This is a genomic window from Salinicola sp. RZ23, from assembly GCF_003206675.1.
GTDB classification, from domain to species: domain Bacteria; phylum Pseudomonadota; class Gammaproteobacteria; order Pseudomonadales; family Halomonadaceae; genus Salinicola; species Salinicola endophyticus.
On record NZ_PZJK01000004.1, the window covers coordinates 145814 to 162623 of the forward strand.

Genomic DNA, 16810 nt, shown 5'->3' on the forward strand with positions numbered 1-16810 from the left:
TGATTTCGGGGCGCGGCCCTGGTACCTGCACCCGCCCCGCCGGTCGGCCACCGCCCACCTCTCACCGGAGACCCTAGACGCATGACACAGAGTTCGTCCCCTCAGCCCGCCCCGGGCGATGGACCCCGCTATATCGCGCACCGTGGCCTCTCCGCACGGGCGCCGGAAAACACGCTGGCGGCGGTGCAGGCCGCACATGCGGCCGGATGCCGGTGGGTAGAGCTGGACGTTCAACTGCTCGGCGATGGCACCCCGGTGCTGTGGCACGACGCCGGGGTCAAACGCTGCTCCAATGGCCGCGGCAAGCTGTTCCGCTTCGATGCCCCCAGCGCTGCGCGGCTCGACGTGGGCGCCTGGTTCGGCGAGCAGTTCCGCGGCGAACGCATGGCCACGCTCGAGGCGATGCTGGCGCTGCTCAAGCGTCTCGACATGGGACTCAACCTGGAGCTCAAGGTGACCCGCGGACGCAACGCGATCGAGCTGGTCAAGGCGGCACTGCCGCCGACCCTGGAAGCCCTGGCGCCGGAGAAGCTGATCGTCTCCTCGTTCGACCGACACGCCCTCACCGCGGCGCGTGCGCTGGAGACGAACCCTGATCGCCTGCGCCTGGGGGTGCTCGACGACAAGGCACCCAAGCGCTGGTGGCGCGAGACCGAGCGTCTCTCCGCCTACAGCCTGCACCTGGACTGGCGCAAGCTGAAGGTCAAGCGCGCCCGCGAGATCGCCGACGAGGAGATCAAGCTGTTCTGCTACACCGCCAACGACCCGGTGGCCTTCGACAAGCTTTGGGAGTGGGGCGTGGACGGCGTGATCAGCGACGACCCGGTGCGCTTCATCGAGCACGCCGGCCAGCAGCAGGCCCACGCCGACCCGAGTCGGGCCAGCGTCTGATACAGCGTCAGAAAAGCGCCCGTTAGTCGCGTCAGTTAGCGTCTTTGATGGCCACCGCCACGGGCTATGATGCCAATCTGCCCGTTTCCAGGTTGCGAGCCGTCCATGAATCCCTCCACCCTCATCGGCATGGTCGCCAGTGCGCTGCTGCTGATGACCGTCGTGCTCTTCACCGCTCAGGCCCCGAGCAGCTTCTTCAATCTGCCGGGGCTGGCGATCGTGCTCACCGGCACCCTGGCCGCCAGCTTCATCAGCTATCCCCTCGCCGAGATGCAGCGCCTGTGCCGCCAGATCGCGGTGGTCTTCCGGCGCGAATCCCAGCAGAGCGAGCTCGACGCCGATCTCGATCAGCTGGTCGAGATGTCGCGCCACTGGAGCCGCGGCAACATCCGCGCCATCGAGAGCGCCCTGGAAGGCGTCACCAACCCCTTTCTGCGCACCGGCATGCAGATGGTGATCGCCAACAGCCGCGAGGAGGAGATTCGCGAGATGCTGCGCTGGCGCATGGTGCGGGTGAAGGCGCGCGAGCGCACCGAGGCTCAGATCCTGCGCACCATGGCGATCTACGCCCCGGCGTTCGGCATGCTCGGTACGCTGGTCGGGCTGATCAACATGCTCGAGGTGATCCAGGCCGGCGATCTGGCGATCATCGGACCGCGGCTGGCAGTGGCCCTGATGTCCACCTTCTACGGCATCCTGCTCGCCAACCTGGTGTTCAAGCCGGTGGCAGTGAAGCTGGAGCGGCGCACCGAAGCACGGCTGATGGCGATGACGGTGATCCTCGAAGGCATCATGATGGTCAGCAAGCGCCGCTTGCCCGCCTTCATCGAAGAAGCCCTCAACACCTACCGCATCGAACATCGCGACGAGATGCGTGACCCGCGCCAGGCCGCGGCCACGGATCTCTCGTCCCCGACCTCATGAACGGCAGCACGGACTACACCGAACGGGGGCCCTTCGCCGAGCTGCTGTTCGACGATGACGCCCTGGCCGAGGGAGGTCGCGGCAGCGAGAGCGACTCCTGGCTGATGAGCTATCTCGACCTGCTGCTGCTGCTGGTCACCTTCTTCGTGCTGATGCTGGCGCTCTATGGCGGGCAGCTGTCGACCCCCGAGCAAACCGCGCTGCCCAAGGTCGCGCTGGCGCTCAAGGTGCCGGCACCGGCACCGCCGAAAGCCGCCCCGAGCCCCGCCCAGCTCGGTTTCTATCGTCCGCCGCGCCAGCTGACAGCCGCCCCCGTGGCCAGCGATGTCGGTTTCTACGCACCGCGACCGGCGCCCCCGCCGCTGGTGCCGATGACACCGCTACTGTTCGCGGTGCCGCTGTTCGACCTGCCCGACCCGGTGGACGAGACGCTGCCGCAGATCGACGGGGTACAGGTGACCGCGATCCCGCATGGTTTCAATCTGCGCATCCAGGACCACCTGCTGTTCGACTCCAGCGCCGTGGGCGTCAGCGACAGCGGCCGCGCGCTGATCGAAAAGATGATCCCGCTGCTGCAGGAGTTCAAGGGCACCATCTCGGTCGAGGGGCACACCGACAGCGTGCCGATCTCCACTCAGCAGTTCCCCTCCAACTGGGAGCTCTCAGCGGCCCGTGCCGCCGCCGTGGTGCGCGCCCTGCGGCTGGACGGCATCGACGGCGACCGTCTGCGCGCCATCGGCTACGCCTCCACCGAGCCGCTGGCCGACAACGACACCCCCGCAGGCCGGGCACGCAACCGCCGGGTGGAACTGGTACTGCAGGAGACCGACAGAGGCGATTCGTGAACGGCGCCCTTTCCCTGGCCACGAAGGCGCGCTTTCCCTGGCCACAAGGAAGCTGCGACAATCCGCGCGTCGAGAGCGACGTGTTCGGGAAACGGGTGAGAGCCCCGTACTGCCCCCGCAACGGTAATCGCGTCAGACATCGGCGGACTTTCTGTGTCCAGCCACTGTGAGCAGCGGCGCCCACTTTTGCGGCGCGCCATCCACTCATGGGAAGGCCCGGTGTCGGGTGATCGAAGATCACCGCGCGTAAGTCCGGAGACCGGCGTCGTTCTCTTCACTGGTTGATGCGGAGGGCTCGAACCAGTGACGACATCGTTCGTCGGCCGCCCAAGGTGGCCGGCACATTCGTCACGCCATTCCCTCCCATCGCGTCATCGCAACACGAGGAACCGCCCGCGACGCCTTCGGCGCCGCGCCCAAGAACGGTTCCGATACGCGTTTGGGGATCATCTTTCATGGGTTACCGTCCTACCACCATGGCCCACGGCGTCGCCGTGGCCCTGCTGCTGCAAAGCGTCGGCGCCGCAGCCCAGCAGCTCGACGACGTGCAGGTCACCGCCAACCGGCTGCCACAGTCGCAGGCCGACGTGCTCGCCAGCACCACCATCATCGACCGCGCGGAGATCGAACGCAGCCAGGCCGACAGCGTGATCGACCTGCTGCAGAATCGCGCCGGCATCGAGATCACGCAGAACGGCGCACCCGGCACGACCACCAGTCTGTTCATGCGCGGAACCGAATCCGACCACACCCTGGTGCTGGTCGACGGCGTGCGCATCAATGCCGCCACCAGCGGCGGTGCCAGTCTGGAGTTCCTGCCGGTCGAGGCGATCCAGCGCATCGAGATCGTGCGCGGCCCGCGCGCCGCCGCCTACGGCGCCGATGCCATCGGCGGCGTGATCCAGATCTTCACCCGGCGCGGCGGCGAGGGTACCCAGGCAGCCTTGTCCCTGCGTGCCGGCGACCAGCACACCCAGAAGCAGAACCTGTTCGTCTCCACCGGCGATGCCGAGACCCGCCTCAACGCCAGCCTGTTCCGGCGCGACGGCGACGGCTTCAACACCCTCGCCAGCGACACCAGCGGTGAACGCGATGGCTTCCAGCGCGGCGGCGGCCAGTTGGGGCTGTCGCACCGCTTCGGCCCGCATGCCAGCCTGAGCCTCAATGCGCTGCGCCAGGATACCGACGCCGACTATGACGACTGTTTCCCGCTGAATGCCACCGCTGCCAGCAACGACTGTCGTACCGACGGCTATCTGCAGACCTTCGGCGGCCGCTACGATCTGGCCCTGGCCCCCGACTGGGACATGGCGATCACCGCCGGGCACTTCGACGAGCGCCGCGAGGAGCGCTACGCCGGCGAACGCTACAGCGTCACCGAATCGCACCGCAACGAGCTGGGCATCCAGCACAGCTTCACCCGCGCCAATGGCGTCGACACCCTGGGGGTGGACTACCGCCAGGAGCATGTCGACTTCGACTCGGCCAGCCCGTTCGCCGGCCGCTACGCCAAGGATAGCCGCGAGAACTACGGCCTCTACGGCATGCTGCAGCGCGAGTACGGGCGCCACGAGCTGAGCGGCTCGCTGCGCTACGACGACGACTCGCGCTTCGGTGACGAGACCACCGGCAGTGCCGGTTACGCCTATCATCTGACGCCGGCCCAGCGCCTCGGGGTGGTCTACTCGACCGCGTTCAAGGCCCCCAACCTGATCGACCTCTACGGCCCCTACGGCAGCAACCCCGACCTCGACGCCGAGACCTCGCGCAACCTGGAAGCGTTCTGGGCCATCGAGCATGACGCCTGGAACGCGCGCGTCACCGCCTTCGAGAATCGCATCGACGATCTGATCGCCTTCGATCCGGCCTTCGTGCCCTATAACGTCGATCGTGCGCGTATCCGCGGCGTCGAGCTGAGCGGTGGCTGGCACTCCGCCGGTCTCTCGCTGCGCGCCAGCCTGACCCACCAGAACCCGGAGGACAGCGACAGCGGCGAGCGCCTGAAGCGTCGGGCCAGGACCTTCGGCCGCGTGGACGCCGATTACACCCTCGGCGACTGGCGCTACGGCGCCACCCTGCGCGCCGCCGGCGACCGTCGTGACACCCGCTACACCGCCCCGTACGGCGACACCACCGTCGGCGGTTACGGCATCGTGGATCTGCGCACGGCGTGGCAGGTGACGCCGCAGGTCGAACTCTCGGCCAAGCTGGATAACGCCTTCGACCGGGATTACACCCTAATCGAGGGCTACAACACCCAGGGCCGCTACGTCGAGGCCGGCGTCAAGCTGACGCTTTAACAGCCCATCCCGATGGCACCCTTATCCGTTGGCGGCCACTGCCAGGTACGGGTGTGCTGAAGCCACGACCCGTGCTTTGCGTCGTGACGACCCCGTGATACTGTATGTTTGAACAGCACCCAATCACGGAGTCGTCATGTCGTCTCCCACCCCACCGCGCGATCCCTACGCCGCATCACCGGGCCCGCTCAAGGGCCGCGGCGCGACCTTCAATCCACACAACCGTTTTCAACCGAGCCATACCGAAGCCTTCGACGATGGCTGGTGGCAGGAAGCGCTGCCCCAACGTATCCCCACCCAGATCCAGCACGAGACGCCGCGCCGCGCGCTCTCCTGGAACCACTCCCCGGACCTGGGATTCGACCGCTCGCTCAATCCTTATCGCGGCTGCGAGCACGGCTGCATCTACTGCTATGCCCGTCCCAGCCACGCCTACTGGGATCTGTCACCGGGAATCGACTTCGAGACCCGGCTGATCGCCAAGCAGGGGATGGCGGCGCGACTGCGCGAGGAGCTGTGCAAACCCGGCTACCGCTGCCAGCCGATCAACCTCTCCGGCAACACCGACTGCTATCAGCCGATCGAGGCCGAGTACGGTACGACCCGTGAGCTGCTGACGCTGCTGCTCGAGTGCCACCATCCGGTCACTCTGGTGACCAAGAGCGCACTGATCCTGCGGGATCGCGAACTGCTGGCGGCGCTGGCGGAAAAGCGCCTGGTTCGGGTCTTCATCAGCCTCACCAGCCTGGACAACGAGCTCAAGCGTACGCTGGAGCCGCGAACCGCCTCGCCGGCGGCCCGGCTCAAGACCCTGCGTGAACTCGCCGCCGCGGGCATTCCGGTGGGGGCACTGCTAGCGCCGGTGATTCCGGCGATCAACGACCACGAGATCGAAACGCTGCTGGAGCGCGCCGCCGACGTTGGCGCCACCAGCGCCAGCTGGACCCTGCTGCGCCTGCCGCATGAAGTGGCGCCACTGTTCGAGGCGTGGCTCGAGGCACACTACCCGGAACGCGCCGGCAAGGTGATGAGTCTGATTCGCCAGTCGCGTGGTGGCACCAGCAACGACAGCCGCTTCGGCCATCGCATGCGCGGCGAAGGGATCTTCGTCGATATGATCGAGCAGCGCTTCCGCCGCGCCGCCAGCCGCCTGGGACTGCAGCGGCGCCCCGATCAGGGGCTCGACACTCGCCTCTTCCGCCCGCCCCATCGGCAACAGGATCTTTTTCTTTGAGTTCCTCATTGAGCTTCTAATAACGCCGCCACTTTGGCACGATGAACCATCCGCTTTAAGTTTCCTTTAAGACGCGCTCGCCATCATGCCCCCATTCGACATCCGGTGGCGGCGCATGTGGCGCCATCGTTTGCTTTTTCATCGCGCGCCTTTCATAAAGGGCGGATCTCCAGCGCACGATCGGCGTGCCCTCCTGCCAGGAGCGGCAGGCGTGACGTGACGGAGCGTCCAATAAAAGTCCCATCGCCAGGAACTCAGCGTCAATGCATTCGCCACAGCTCTCGATTCTCATTCCCGCCAAGGACGAAGTCGGCAATCTGCCGGGTCTACTCGACGAAATCTCCCGCGCCCTGCAGGAGGTCGATCACGAGGTGATCGTGGTCGACGACGCCTCGAGCGACGGCTCCTGGGAGATGCTGACGCGCCGTGCCGCGGCCGATTCGCGCCTGCGTCCGCTGCGTCATGCGCAGAGCGCCGGCCAGAGCACGTCGGTCTGGCAGGCGGCCTGGGCCGCCCGCGGCACCTGGCTGGCAACCCTAGACGGCGACGGCCAGAACGATCCTGCCGATCTGCCGCGACTGTTCGAACGCGCCTCCCGGGGCGATGTGGTGATGGTCGCCGGCCACCGTACCAATCGCCGCGACGACTGGCTCAAGCGGGTCTCGTCGAAGGTCGCCAACCGGGTTCGTTCAGCGCTGCTCAACGATGCCACCCCGGATACCGGCTGCGGCCTCAAGATCGTGCGCCGCGATGCCTTCCTCAACCTGCCCTACTTCGATCACATGCACCGCTTCCTGCCGGCGCTGGTGCGATCCCAGGGCGGAGAGTGCGTGTCGCTGCCGGTCAACCATCGCCCGCGTGGCACTGGCGCCTCGCACTACGGCCTCAACAACCGCCTGTGGGTCGGTCTGGTCGATATGGTCGGGGTGATGTGGCTGCGCCGGCGCAGCCGCCTGCCCGCAGCGATCGAGCCGCTGGCCGTGGCCGAGCGCCCGGCACCGGGGGCAGTGCATGCACCGATCGACGGGGAGGCCCGCGCATGAGTGCCGAGTGGGTGTGGGTAGCGATCGGGTTCGTCGGTCAGGCGCTGTTTTCGGCGCGCTTCATCGTCCAGTGGCTGGCCAGCGAGCGCGCCCGTCGCAGCATCGTGCCGGTCGCCTTCTGGTTCTTCAGTCTGGGCGGTGGTGCTACCCTGCTCGCCTATGCTCTCTATCGGCGCGATCCTGTGTTCATCGCGGGCCAAGGCGCCGGGCTGATCATCTATATCCGCAACCTGATGCTGATTCGACGCGAGAAGCGCGAAAGCGCCACACCCAGCCACCCCTCGTCCTGAGCGGATGCCCAAGGCCATGCGATCTTTCCTCGACGACCCCTCCCAGGCGCACTATCGGCGTGCCTGGCTGCTGCTTTTATTGCTGGCGATCGTGCTGCTGGGTATCGGTATCGGGCTGCGCGATCCCTGGCCCGCCGACGAGCCACGCTTCGCCCTCAACGCGCTGGAGATGCTGCGTACCGGCCAGTTCTGGTTCCCCCATCGCGGCGGCGAGCTCTACCCCGACAAGCCACCGGTGTTCATGTGGGCCTCGGCGCTCTCGATCTGGCTGACCGGCTCGGTACGCCTGGGCTTTCTGATCCCGACCACGCTCAGCGCCCTTGGCGCCCTGCTGCTGGTGGTCGATCTCGGCCGGCGCCTGCATGGGCGGCGTGTCGCCCTGCTCTCGGGCCTGGCACTACTGACCGCGTTCCAGTTCGTACTGCAGGCCAAGACCGCGCAGATCGACATGATGCTGACCTTCTTCACCACCCTCGGCGCCTACGGGCTGCTGCGCCATGCCCTGCTCGGGCCGGCCCGACGCTGGTGGCTGATCGGCTGGGCGGCGATGGGTATCGGGGTGATCACCAAGGGCGTGGGTATCCTGCCGCTGGCGCTGCTGCCGGCATGGCTATGGTTCGGCTATCGCGGCCGTGCGGTGCGGCTGAGCCTCAAGGAGCTGCTGCTGGGGCTGGGGGTGATGCTCGCCTGCATCGCCGCCTGGGCCATCCCGATGATGCTGATGGCCAGCTTCAGCGGCGATCCGGCACTCGCCGCCTACCGCGACAATATCCTGTTCAAGCAGACCGGACAGCGCTACGCCGACTCCTGGACCCATCTGGAGCCGTGGTACTACTACGTCGTCAAGGTACTGCCGTGGGCCTGGATGCCGCTGGTGCTGGCGCTGCCGTGGGCACTGCCGGCCTGGTGGCATCGCCTCAAGCGCAGTGATGCACGGGTCTGGATGCCACTCAGCGCGGTCATCCTGATCGTGGTGTTCTTCTCGCTCTCGCCGGGCAAGCGCGGCGTCTACATGCTGCCCACGCTGCCGCTGCTGGTGATGGCGCTGGCGCCGCTGCTGCCCGGGCTGATCCGCCGCCGCGGCCTGCACCGCGCCGCCTTCGTGGTGCTGGCACTGCTCGCCGGTGTGCTCCTGCTCGCCGGCGCTCTGGGGGCGTTCGGCCTGCCGGCCCTGGCGCGGGTAGCGGCACGCCATCAGGTCGACCCCTGGGCCTGGTGGATCGTGATCGGGGCGCTGGGGATCGGGCTGCTGGCCTGGACCCGCCCAGCCCGCGGGCTGTGGGCACTGAGCGGCTGGCTGGCGCTGTTCTGGCTCAGCTGGTCCACCTGGGGCTATGCGCTGCAGGATCACGCCCGCTCGCCGCGCGACATGATGACCCAGGTCGCTGAGATCACCGGGCCCCAGGCATGGCTGGCCCTGCCCGACTTCGACGAGGAGTTCCTGCTCCAGGCGCGTCAGCCCAGCGTCCAGTTCGGTGACAAGACCCCGACGAGCGATCAGTTCCGGCGCGCCTTCGCCTGGCTCAAGCAGGGCGATGACCGCTGGCTGTTCGCCATGGAGCATCAGGCCAAGGACTATTCGTGTATCGCGCGTGACCAGATCACCGACATGGGCGTACAGAACGGTGACGACTGGTGGCTGATCCCGGCCCGCGCTGCGGCCCAGTGCCAGGGCGACCCCAACGCCGCCCCGCTGTTCGTCGCCCCTACCACCCTGCCCGATCCCAGCGGCAAGGCCCCGCGTCTGTGAGTCCCGCTCCCCGGCCAATGGCCGGGGAGATCATCCGAGACAGCTAACGGATGCACGGCGACCCAGGTCGCACCGGCCAGCACCATCCGAATTCGCTCCCTGTAGGAACGAGCTCGCTCACGAAGGCAACGGCCACCGAGATAGCCCCGCCACCTCAGCCCGACTTCACCCCTGTAGGAGCGAGCTTGCTCGCGAAGGCAACGGTCAACATATCAGCCTCCGCCACAGTGTCTTTTCTCACACCATATCCGGCGTGGGAGGCGCGAGCACCGGGCGATTCCAGACCAGCCGTACCTCCAGACCGCCCTCGGGCCGGTTGGCCAGCGTCATCTTCAACTGCTGACGCTCGGCGATTTCGACCGCGATGGAGAGCCCCAGGCCACTGCCGCTGATGCGCTGGTCGGCGGCGCGCTGGAAGCGTTGGGTCACCGCCTGGAGCAGCGACTCGGGGATTCCCGGGCCGCTGTCGCGGATCGATAGCCAGGGCCGGCGCTCCGCGGTCTGACCCATCGCCACCTCGACCCGGCCCCCCTCCGGGGTATAGCGCAGGGCGTTGTCGAGCAAGTTGCGGATGAGGATCCCCAGCTCGGTGACATTGCCCTCGAGACGCAGCGTCGGGCTATCGACGATCTCCAGCGTCTGCTGCTGCGACTCCGCCAGCGGCCATAGCTCGGCGGCAAGATCTAGCACCAGCGCCGATAGCTCTACCGATTCCGGCACACCGCCCTGCTCGTCGAGCTCCAGGCGGGCCAGCAGCAGCAGCTGTTCGACCACCCGCTGCAGCCGCTCGATACCGTTGTAGGCCTTGTCCAACGCACTGGGTTCGCCGAAACGCGCGTTATCGAGATGAATCTTCAGCGCCGCCAGCGGGGTGCGCAGTTCGTGGGCCGCATCGGCGGTGAAGCGGCGCTCGCGCTCCAGGGTCTGCCCTAGCCGTTCGATGAAGTCGTTGAGCGCCCCGCGCAGCGCCTGAAGCTCCTGGGGTACCGCGACCCGGATCGGGCGCAGATCCTTTTCGTCCCGCGCCTCGACCTGACGCGACAGCTCACCGATCGGCGCCAGCCCGCGTCGGATCAGACGTGCCATCAGCCACAGCAGGATCGGCAGCGTCAGCAGCAGCGGCACGAAATTACCCAGCGCGACCTTGTTGAACAGCTCGCTCTGGAAGGCTTCGCGCAGGCCGATACTGAGCCAGCGTCCGCCGGCGATCGGCATGCTGAAAGTGCGCCAGCGGTGGTCCTGGTAGCTGACCCAGCGATGCCCCTCCTTGGCGGGCGCAGGGAAACTGCTGCTGTCGCCATCGTCGTACCAGCGCGCGCCCATCAGGATGGGCCGGCCACTGTCGCTCCACACCCCCAGCGAGAGCATCTTCTCCTCGTGGTCGTAGAGCGCCGGCGCGGCCAGGTCGGTGAGCAGATTGCCGGTGCTGCCGTACCAGCGCGCGAAGTGGCCCGGCTGGGAGAGCTGTGCAGCGATCTTGGCGTACTCGTCCGCGGTGGTGGTGCGATCGGTCACCAGACCGGCGACGATTCGCGCCTGCAGGCTCAGCTGAGCGTCGAAGATCTCTTCCATCTCGTGGCGGGTGACGAAGTAGGCTGCGGTCACCGCCAGCGACATCACCACCAGCAGCAGCGTGGCCAGGGCCCAGTTCAGGTAACGCCGAATCGAGGTCATGCCACGCGGCTGTCCAACCGATAGCCGATGCCGCGCACGGTAGTGATCAGCTGCTTGTCGAGCTTGCGCCGCAGGTGATGCACGTGCACTTCCAGCGCATTGGAGCCGACCTCTTCACCCCAGCCGTAGAGCAGGCTTTCCAGCTTGGGCCGCGACATCACCTTGTCGCGATGGCGCGCCAGCTCGAGCAGCAGCGCAAACTCGCGCCGGCCCAGGATCACCGGCTCGCCCTTCCAGGTAACCTCGTGCTGGGACTCGTCGATGGAGAGCCGCCCGATGGTCAGCAGTTGGGTCGAGCGCCCCTCGGCGCGCCGGGTCACCACGCGCATGCGGGCGAGCAGCTCCTGCAGGTCGAAGGGCTTGAGCACGTAGTCGTCGGCGCCTGCGTCGAGGCCCTCGATCCGCTGCTCGACGGCGTCCCGGGCGGTCAAGATCAGCACCGGCAGCGCGGATTGACGACGGATCTCCTTGAGCACCGCCAGGCCGTCGATATCCGGCAGGCCCAGGTCGAGCACCACCAGTGAGAACGGCTCGATCTTGACCGCCTCGAGTGCCTCACGCCCGCGGGTGAGCCAGTCCACCACGTAGCCTTCGCGAATCAGGGCCGTGCGAATGCCGTCCCCCAACAGCGGATCGTCCTCCACCAACAGTACGCGCATCGTCGTCCCATTCCTTTACGTTGTCTGGCGAGCGTTGTCCGCCCGGCGTGCCGCACGAACTCGCGCCAGCGAACCGATGGCAGGCTCCTGGCGACGCTATCACACACCCAGGAATCACGGCATAAATGCCTGCACGAGCGAATCGCTGCGTTGCGTGGTACTCGAGCACTCGCCTAACCCCTAGTTATGTCTCGTGCTCTGCGTTCCAGGCGCCTTGCGCTTCATCTCGCTCGGCGATTTATTCAGCGTTTCCCTCATTGAGTCACAGCCAGCTTAACGCTTCCTTAGCCTGCCGGCTGACCCCGCCCAGGTGCCAGAACCTCGCTACAGTAATATTGCGTTAAGACTCAGCGTACACAGTAGCCGCCGAGTCAGGTAGAGAGCCCAGAGCCGTGATGACGACCTTGAAAAAAAGCCTAAGCCTTCCCGCCCTGTGCTGGGATGCCCGCTACCGCGATACGCTGGCCATCGCCCTGTTATGGGCGCTGGCCGTCATCGGCGCGCTGTCGCGTCCGCTGATGCCGATCGACGAGACCCGCTACGTGTCGGTGGCCTGGGAAATGTGGCACGCCCACTCCTGGGTGCTGCCATTGATGAACGGCGAGCCCTACTCGGACAAGCCACCGCTGCTGTTCTGGCTGATCCAGGCCGGCTGGGGAGTGTTCGGCGTCAACGCCTGGTGGCCCAAGCTGATCGCGCCGCTGGCGACGCTGGTGGCAATGCAGCACCTCTACCGCATCGCCCGGCGTCTGGGCTATGCCGGCAGCCGCGCGCGGGTGGCGCCGATGGTGCTGATGGCGATGCTGATGTGGAATCTCTACAGCGGCGCGCTGATGTTCGACATCCTGCTCACCGCCTGCCTGCTGGGCGCGATCAGTCCGCTGGTGAGCGGCGCCATGACCCGCCGGCGTGCGCTGCAGTGCGGCGTCTGGCTGGGCCTGGCCCTGCTCGCCAAGGGCCCGGCGGTGTTCGTCACCTTCGCCCCGATCCTGCTCAGCCTGCGCTGGTGGCGCGCCGAGCCGCTGGGCACAGGCGGCCGCCGGCGTCTGCTGCTGGCCCTGGCCCTGGGCATCGCCATGCTCGCCGCCTGGGCGCTGAGCGCCGCAGTGCTCGGCGGACACGCCTACGCCCGCGAGCTGCTGTGGGGCCAGAGTGTCGACCGCCTGCACGACTCCATGGCCCATGCCCGCCCGCTGTGGTGGTATCTGCCATGGCTGCCGGTGCTGCTGTTCCCGTGGTCGCTGTGGCCGACAGCCTGGCCACGCCGCCCGCGCCAGCGTCACCAGCGGCTGATGTGGATCTGGGCGCTGGTCCCCTTCGTGCTGTTCTCGCTGATCAGCGGCAAGCAGATCCATTACCTGATGCCGCTGCTGCCGGCACTGGCGTTGATGGTGATGGACCGCCTGGCACAACCCGAGGAGGAGCGCCCGCGCCGGGTGCGCGCGGTGGCAGCCGCGATCATCGCCCTGGGAACGCTGGGATTGGGGCTTTCGCTGTTCGGCCATGGCGTCCTCGATGCCACCACGCTGTCGCTCTTCGGCAGCCTGGCGCTGATCGCCTGGGGTGCGATCGTGTGGCGCTGGCGACCCGCCAAGCGCAGCATCGCCGCACGCGGGCTGGCGCTGGGCAGCGGCGTCGCGCTGCTGATCCTGGCCCAGCTGATGCTGGCACCGCTGTGGCAGCGCTATGACGTGACCCGCCCCGGCGAGCTCATCGCCCAGCTGCAGCTGGACGCCAAGCCGGTAGCCTTCGACGGCAACTACCAGGCCACCTTCCAGTTCGCCGGACGCCTGGAGCATCCGCTCGCCACCCTCGGCTCGCCCGAGGACGCCTGCGCGCTCCACCAGGCTCATCCGGATGCCTGGATCGTCGGCCGCGACCGTGACTGGCGGCGCTATATCGCCGACGCCAGCGCAGTGCACAGCTTCGACTACCGCGGCGGCACGCTGGATATCCTGCCGACCCGAGCACTCTTCCCCGCCGGCCAGTCGACCCTCTGTGGCGCCACCACGCCGGCGCCCTGAGCGCCGGCGTGTCCAGCCGCCTTTTTCAGGACCCCGCATGAAAATTCTCGTCACCGGCGCCGCCGGCTTCATCGGCTTCCACCTTGCCCTGCGCCTCGCTGCCGAGGGCCACAGCGTGGTCGCTCTGGACAATCTCAACGACTACTACGCGGTGGCGCTCAAGCAGGCGCGCCTCGAACGCCTGGGCCAGCTCCCCTTCGTCCGCCTGGATATCGCCGATCTCGCCGCGCTGGAGGCGCTGTTCGCGCGGGAGCGCTTCACCCATGTGATGCATCTGGCGGCCCAGGCCGGGGTACGCTACTCGGTCAGCCACCCGCACCAGTACGGCCACAGCAACCTCACCGGCTTTCTCAATCTGCTCGACGTGTGCCAGCGCCACGCGGTCGAGCATCTGCTCTATGCCTCCTCCAGTTCGGTCTACGGGCGTCAACAGCGGCTGCCGTTCCGCGAGAGCGACCCGGTCGATACGCCGGCGTCGCTCTACGCCGCGACCAAGCGCGCCAACGAGATGATGGCCTACAGCTACGCCGACCTGCACCGCCTGCCCGCCACCGGCCTGCGCTTCTTCACCGTCTACGGCCCCTGGGGGCGTCCGGACATGGCACCGTGCCTGTTCGCGGCGCGCCTGCTGCGCGGTGATCCCATCGCGGTCTTCAACCATGGCCGCATGGCGCGGGATTTCACCTATATCGACGATATCGTCGAGAGCCTGGTGCGGCTGCTGCCCCGCGCTCCCGCCGGCGACACCGGCGCCCCGCACGCGCTCTACAACGTCGGCCGTGGCGACCCGGTGGCCCTGCTCGACTTCATAGATACCCTGGAAAGCGCCCTGGACGCCCGCGCCCCACGCGACTTCCAGCCGATGCAGCCGGGCGATATCGAGCGCACCTGGGCCGACACCACGCGCCTGCGCGAGGCCACCGGCCATGTGCCGCAGGTCTCGCTGGAGAGCGGCATCAAGCGCTTCGCCGCCTGGTATCGCGAGCAGCGCCCGCTGATGCAGCAGGTGATGGCGGGCTGAGCCCACCGCGGCGGGCTCGTCGCCGCCGCGCTCATATCGTAGGATGAGCGCACAACCCGCAGCCAGAGCCCTGCGCATGTCGCTCAGCAAGACCCGTACCAGCTTCTACCGCCGTCTCTACGTCGCCTATCTGATCGACTCGGGGCTTGCCACCAGCGTGCCGGCGCTGGTGGCAGCCACCGGCATGCCACGGCGTACCGCCCAGGACACCCTCGCCGCCCTGAGCGAGCTCGATATCCACTGCGAGTTCGAGCAGACGCCCGGCGCACGCCACCTCAGTGGCCGCTACGTGATCCACGACTGGGGCCCGCTGTCGGCGGAGTGGATCGCCACCCACGCCGCCGCCCTGGCCCAGACCCTGGGCTATCCGCCGCCGCCTGCCGAGTAGACGCGACCGCGCCCGTTCGCCCAAGCCGCCAAGCCCAGGGACGCGGGTCGTTTTCGTCTGCGCTCCGACCTATCCGGCCGAGAGCCAGACCAGACCAGACCAGGAGTCAGCATGACCGACCGCCAGCAGCGCCATCAGCGCGCGATGCAGAAGCTCAAGGCCCATGTCGACGACAAGGTCGCCGCCGCCGACCAGCAGCGCGGCCTGCTGCTGGTGTTCACCGGTAATGGCAAGGGCAAGACGACCGCCGCCTGGGGCACGGTGACCCGCGCCCTGGGCTACGGTTATCGGGTCGGTGTGGTGCAGTTCATCAAGGGGCTGTGGGAGTGCGGCGAGCGCGAACGACTGGCCGCGGATGCCAATCTCGAGGTGTCGATCATGGCCACCGGCTTCACTTGGGAGACCCAGAACCGGGAGAGCGACACCGCCGCCTGCCAGGCGGTGTGGCAGGACGCCGCGCGCCTGCTCGCCGACCCCGAGGTCTATCTGGTGGTACTCGACGAGATCACCTACATGCTCAAGTTCGGCTATCTCGACATCGACACCGTGCGCCAGGCGATCGCCGACCGGCCACCGGAGCAGAGCGTGATCGTCACCGGACGCAACGCCCATCGCGAGCTGATCGAGATGGCGGACACGGTGAGCGAGATGCAGGACGTCAAGCACGCCTTCGATGCCGGCATCCAGGCCCGCCGTGGCATCGACTATTGATCACAGCATCGACTATTGATCAAAGCATCGACTACTGATCACAGCATCGATGAGGGATCGCCGCGACGACGGATCGTGTCGCCTACTGATCCTGCCCCTCACTGGGGCTGGAGGATGCCAGCCGCGCGGCGGCGTCGGCCAGATCCGCGCACATCTGGCGTGCGGCCTGCGCCAGCCGCGGCCCGGGGCGGCTGATCGCGTCGGGGTCTAGGCTGTACAGGGTGCCGGCAGCCACCGCCGGCAGCGCCGTGTGCCCGGCCCAGAACGCCTGCCAGGCGTCGTCTTTGGCAGCGGCGAGAATCACCTGGGGTCGCGCCAGCAGCAGCGACTCCCAGCCGATCTCCGGCACCAGCACCGGGGCCTGGGCGAACAGCGGCTCGCCGCCACAGTGGCGGATCACCCGGGTCACGATCTGACCGTCGGCCAGCGTGGTCAGCGGCGCCTGTCCTAACTGATAGAACACCCGGGGCGCCGGCGTGAGCTGCTGACGACTCTCCAGCAGCGCACGCTCGAAGCGCGCCGCGGCACGCTCCCCCGCCGCCGGATGGCCGCTCAGCAGGCCGATGTCGCGCAGGTTGCCGGCAACATCGGCCAGCCGCCGGGGCTCACTGCGGTAGACCGGAATCCCCAATGCCAGGAGCTGGCGCACCAGGTCATCCGGGGTGCCACTCCCCCACGCCAGCACCAGATCCGGCTGCGCCGAGACCACCGCCTCCAGCGCAATGCCGCGATAGCTACCGACCCGGGGCAGCTCGCGGGCCGCCGCCGGGTAGTCGCTGCCGGCGATCACTCCGACCAGCTGCGCGCCGGCCCCGGCGGCAAAGGCGTCCTCGACCAGATGCGGCGCCAGCGCGACGATGCGCTGGGCAGGCGCGGCCAGCGTCAGCGCTTCGCCATGATCGTCGACCACCCGGATCTCGGCCTGGGCCGGGAGCGCCATCGGGTTCAACGCGACCAGGCTGAGTAGCGCAAGGCTCAGCGCCACGCGCGGCAAGCTCCGGGCCAGGCATGGACTTCGTGAACGAGATAGACGTTGCGCCTGACACGGGCCGCCGA

15 protein-coding genes and 1 riboswitch are annotated in these 16810 nt (G+C 67.8%); of the genes, 12 read left to right on the plus strand and 3 right to left on the minus strand.

The window, feature by feature from the left end; all coding sequences use genetic code 11:
• Positions 1–81: 81 nt before the first annotated feature.
• The 8 genes from DOM67_RS03430 to DOM67_RS03465 all read left to right on the plus strand — a co-directional run bounded on the left by DOM67_RS03430 (position 82) and on the right by DOM67_RS03465 (position 9277).
• Positions 82–891: a glycerophosphodiester phosphodiesterase family protein gene (locus DOM67_RS03430; RefSeq protein WP_110674269.1), complete on the plus strand. Its 810-nt coding sequence runs from the start codon at positions 82–84 to the stop codon at positions 889–891.
• Positions 892–996: 105 nt separating this feature from the next.
• Positions 997–1815 (plus strand): MotA/TolQ/ExbB proton channel family protein, encoded by an 819-nt coding sequence (locus DOM67_RS03435; RefSeq protein ID WP_110674270.1) that lies wholly within the window; start codon positions 997–999, stop codon positions 1813–1815.
• Entirely contained in the window at positions 1812–2660 is an 849-nt protein-coding gene (locus DOM67_RS03440) for an OmpA family protein (protein ID WP_110674271.1), read from the plus strand. The genes DOM67_RS03435 and DOM67_RS03440 overlap by 4 nt, the downstream gene beginning before the upstream one ends.
• Before the next feature lie 47 nt (positions 2661–2707).
• Positions 2708–2943, plus strand: a riboswitch (cobalamin riboswitch).
• Positions 2944–3115: 172 nt separating this feature from the next.
• Positions 3116–4960, plus strand: coding sequence for a TonB-dependent receptor (locus DOM67_RS03445; RefSeq protein WP_188115139.1), 1845 nt, complete (start codon positions 3116–3118; stop codon positions 4958–4960).
• Positions 4961–5096: 136 nt separating this feature from the next.
• Positions 5097–6194, plus strand: coding sequence for a PA0069 family radical SAM protein (locus DOM67_RS03450; RefSeq protein WP_110674273.1), 1098 nt, complete (start codon positions 5097–5099; stop codon positions 6192–6194).
• 263 nt (positions 6195–6457) lie between these two features.
• A complete protein-coding gene (locus DOM67_RS03455) occupies positions 6458–7237 on the plus strand; it encodes a glycosyltransferase family 2 protein (RefSeq protein WP_110674274.1) in 780 nt (259 codons plus the stop codon).
• Positions 7234–7527, plus strand: coding sequence for a lipid-A-disaccharide synthase N-terminal domain-containing protein (locus tag DOM67_RS03460; protein WP_110674275.1), 294 nt, complete (start codon positions 7234–7236; stop codon positions 7525–7527). Before DOM67_RS03455 ends, DOM67_RS03460 begins: the two co-directional genes overlap by 4 nt.
• A gap of 16 nt (positions 7528–7543) precedes the next feature.
• Positions 7544–9277: a glycosyltransferase family 39 protein gene (locus tag DOM67_RS03465; protein ID WP_198651714.1), complete on the plus strand. Its 1734-nt coding sequence runs from the start codon at positions 7544–7546 to the stop codon at positions 9275–9277.
• Between the two features lie 237 nt (positions 9278–9514).
• Here the strand turns inward: DOM67_RS03465 and DOM67_RS03470 are convergent, their stop codons facing one another.
• Together DOM67_RS03470 and DOM67_RS03475 are read right to left on the minus strand one after the other, a co-directional pair.
• Positions 9515–10951 carry an ATP-binding protein gene (locus DOM67_RS03470; protein ID WP_110674277.1) on the minus strand — a complete coding sequence of 479 codons (1437 nt, stop codon included), beginning with the start codon at positions 10949–10951 and terminating at the stop codon, positions 9515–9517.
• Positions 10948–11610 (minus strand): response regulator, encoded by a 663-nt coding sequence (locus DOM67_RS03475; RefSeq protein WP_110674278.1) that lies wholly within the window; start codon positions 11608–11610, stop codon positions 10948–10950. Before DOM67_RS03475 ends, DOM67_RS03470 begins: the two co-directional genes overlap by 4 nt.
• 404 nt (positions 11611–12014) lie before the next feature.
• On the opposite strand from DOM67_RS03475, the gene DOM67_RS03480 reads away from it, so the two are divergent.
• From DOM67_RS03480 to cobO, 4 genes are all read left to right on the plus strand, one after another.
• Positions 12015–13634 carry a glycosyltransferase family 39 protein gene (locus DOM67_RS03480; RefSeq protein ID WP_198651715.1) on the plus strand — a complete coding sequence of 540 codons (1620 nt, stop codon included), beginning with the start codon at positions 12015–12017 and terminating at the stop codon, positions 13632–13634.
• 37 nt (positions 13635–13671) lie between these two features.
• Positions 13672–14655 (plus strand): SDR family NAD(P)-dependent oxidoreductase, encoded by a 984-nt coding sequence (locus tag DOM67_RS03485; RefSeq protein WP_110674280.1) that lies wholly within the window; start codon positions 13672–13674, stop codon positions 14653–14655.
• A gap of 76 nt (positions 14656–14731) precedes the next feature.
• Complete coding sequence (locus DOM67_RS03490) at positions 14732–15043, plus strand: winged helix-turn-helix domain-containing protein (RefSeq protein ID WP_110674281.1); 312 nt, start codon at positions 14732–14734, stop codon at positions 15041–15043.
• 111 nt (positions 15044–15154) lie between these two features.
• Positions 15155–15754, plus strand: coding sequence for a cob(I)yrinic acid a,c-diamide adenosyltransferase (gene cobO, locus DOM67_RS03495; RefSeq protein WP_110674282.1), 600 nt, complete (start codon positions 15155–15157; stop codon positions 15752–15754).
• Between the two features lie 82 nt (positions 15755–15836).
• Here the strand turns inward: cobO and DOM67_RS03500 are convergent, their stop codons facing one another.
• Positions 15837–16739: a cobalamin-binding protein gene (locus DOM67_RS03500; protein ID WP_157958785.1), complete on the minus strand. Its 903-nt coding sequence runs from the start codon at positions 16737–16739 to the stop codon at positions 15837–15839.
• Positions 16740–16810 lie beyond the last annotated feature (71 nt).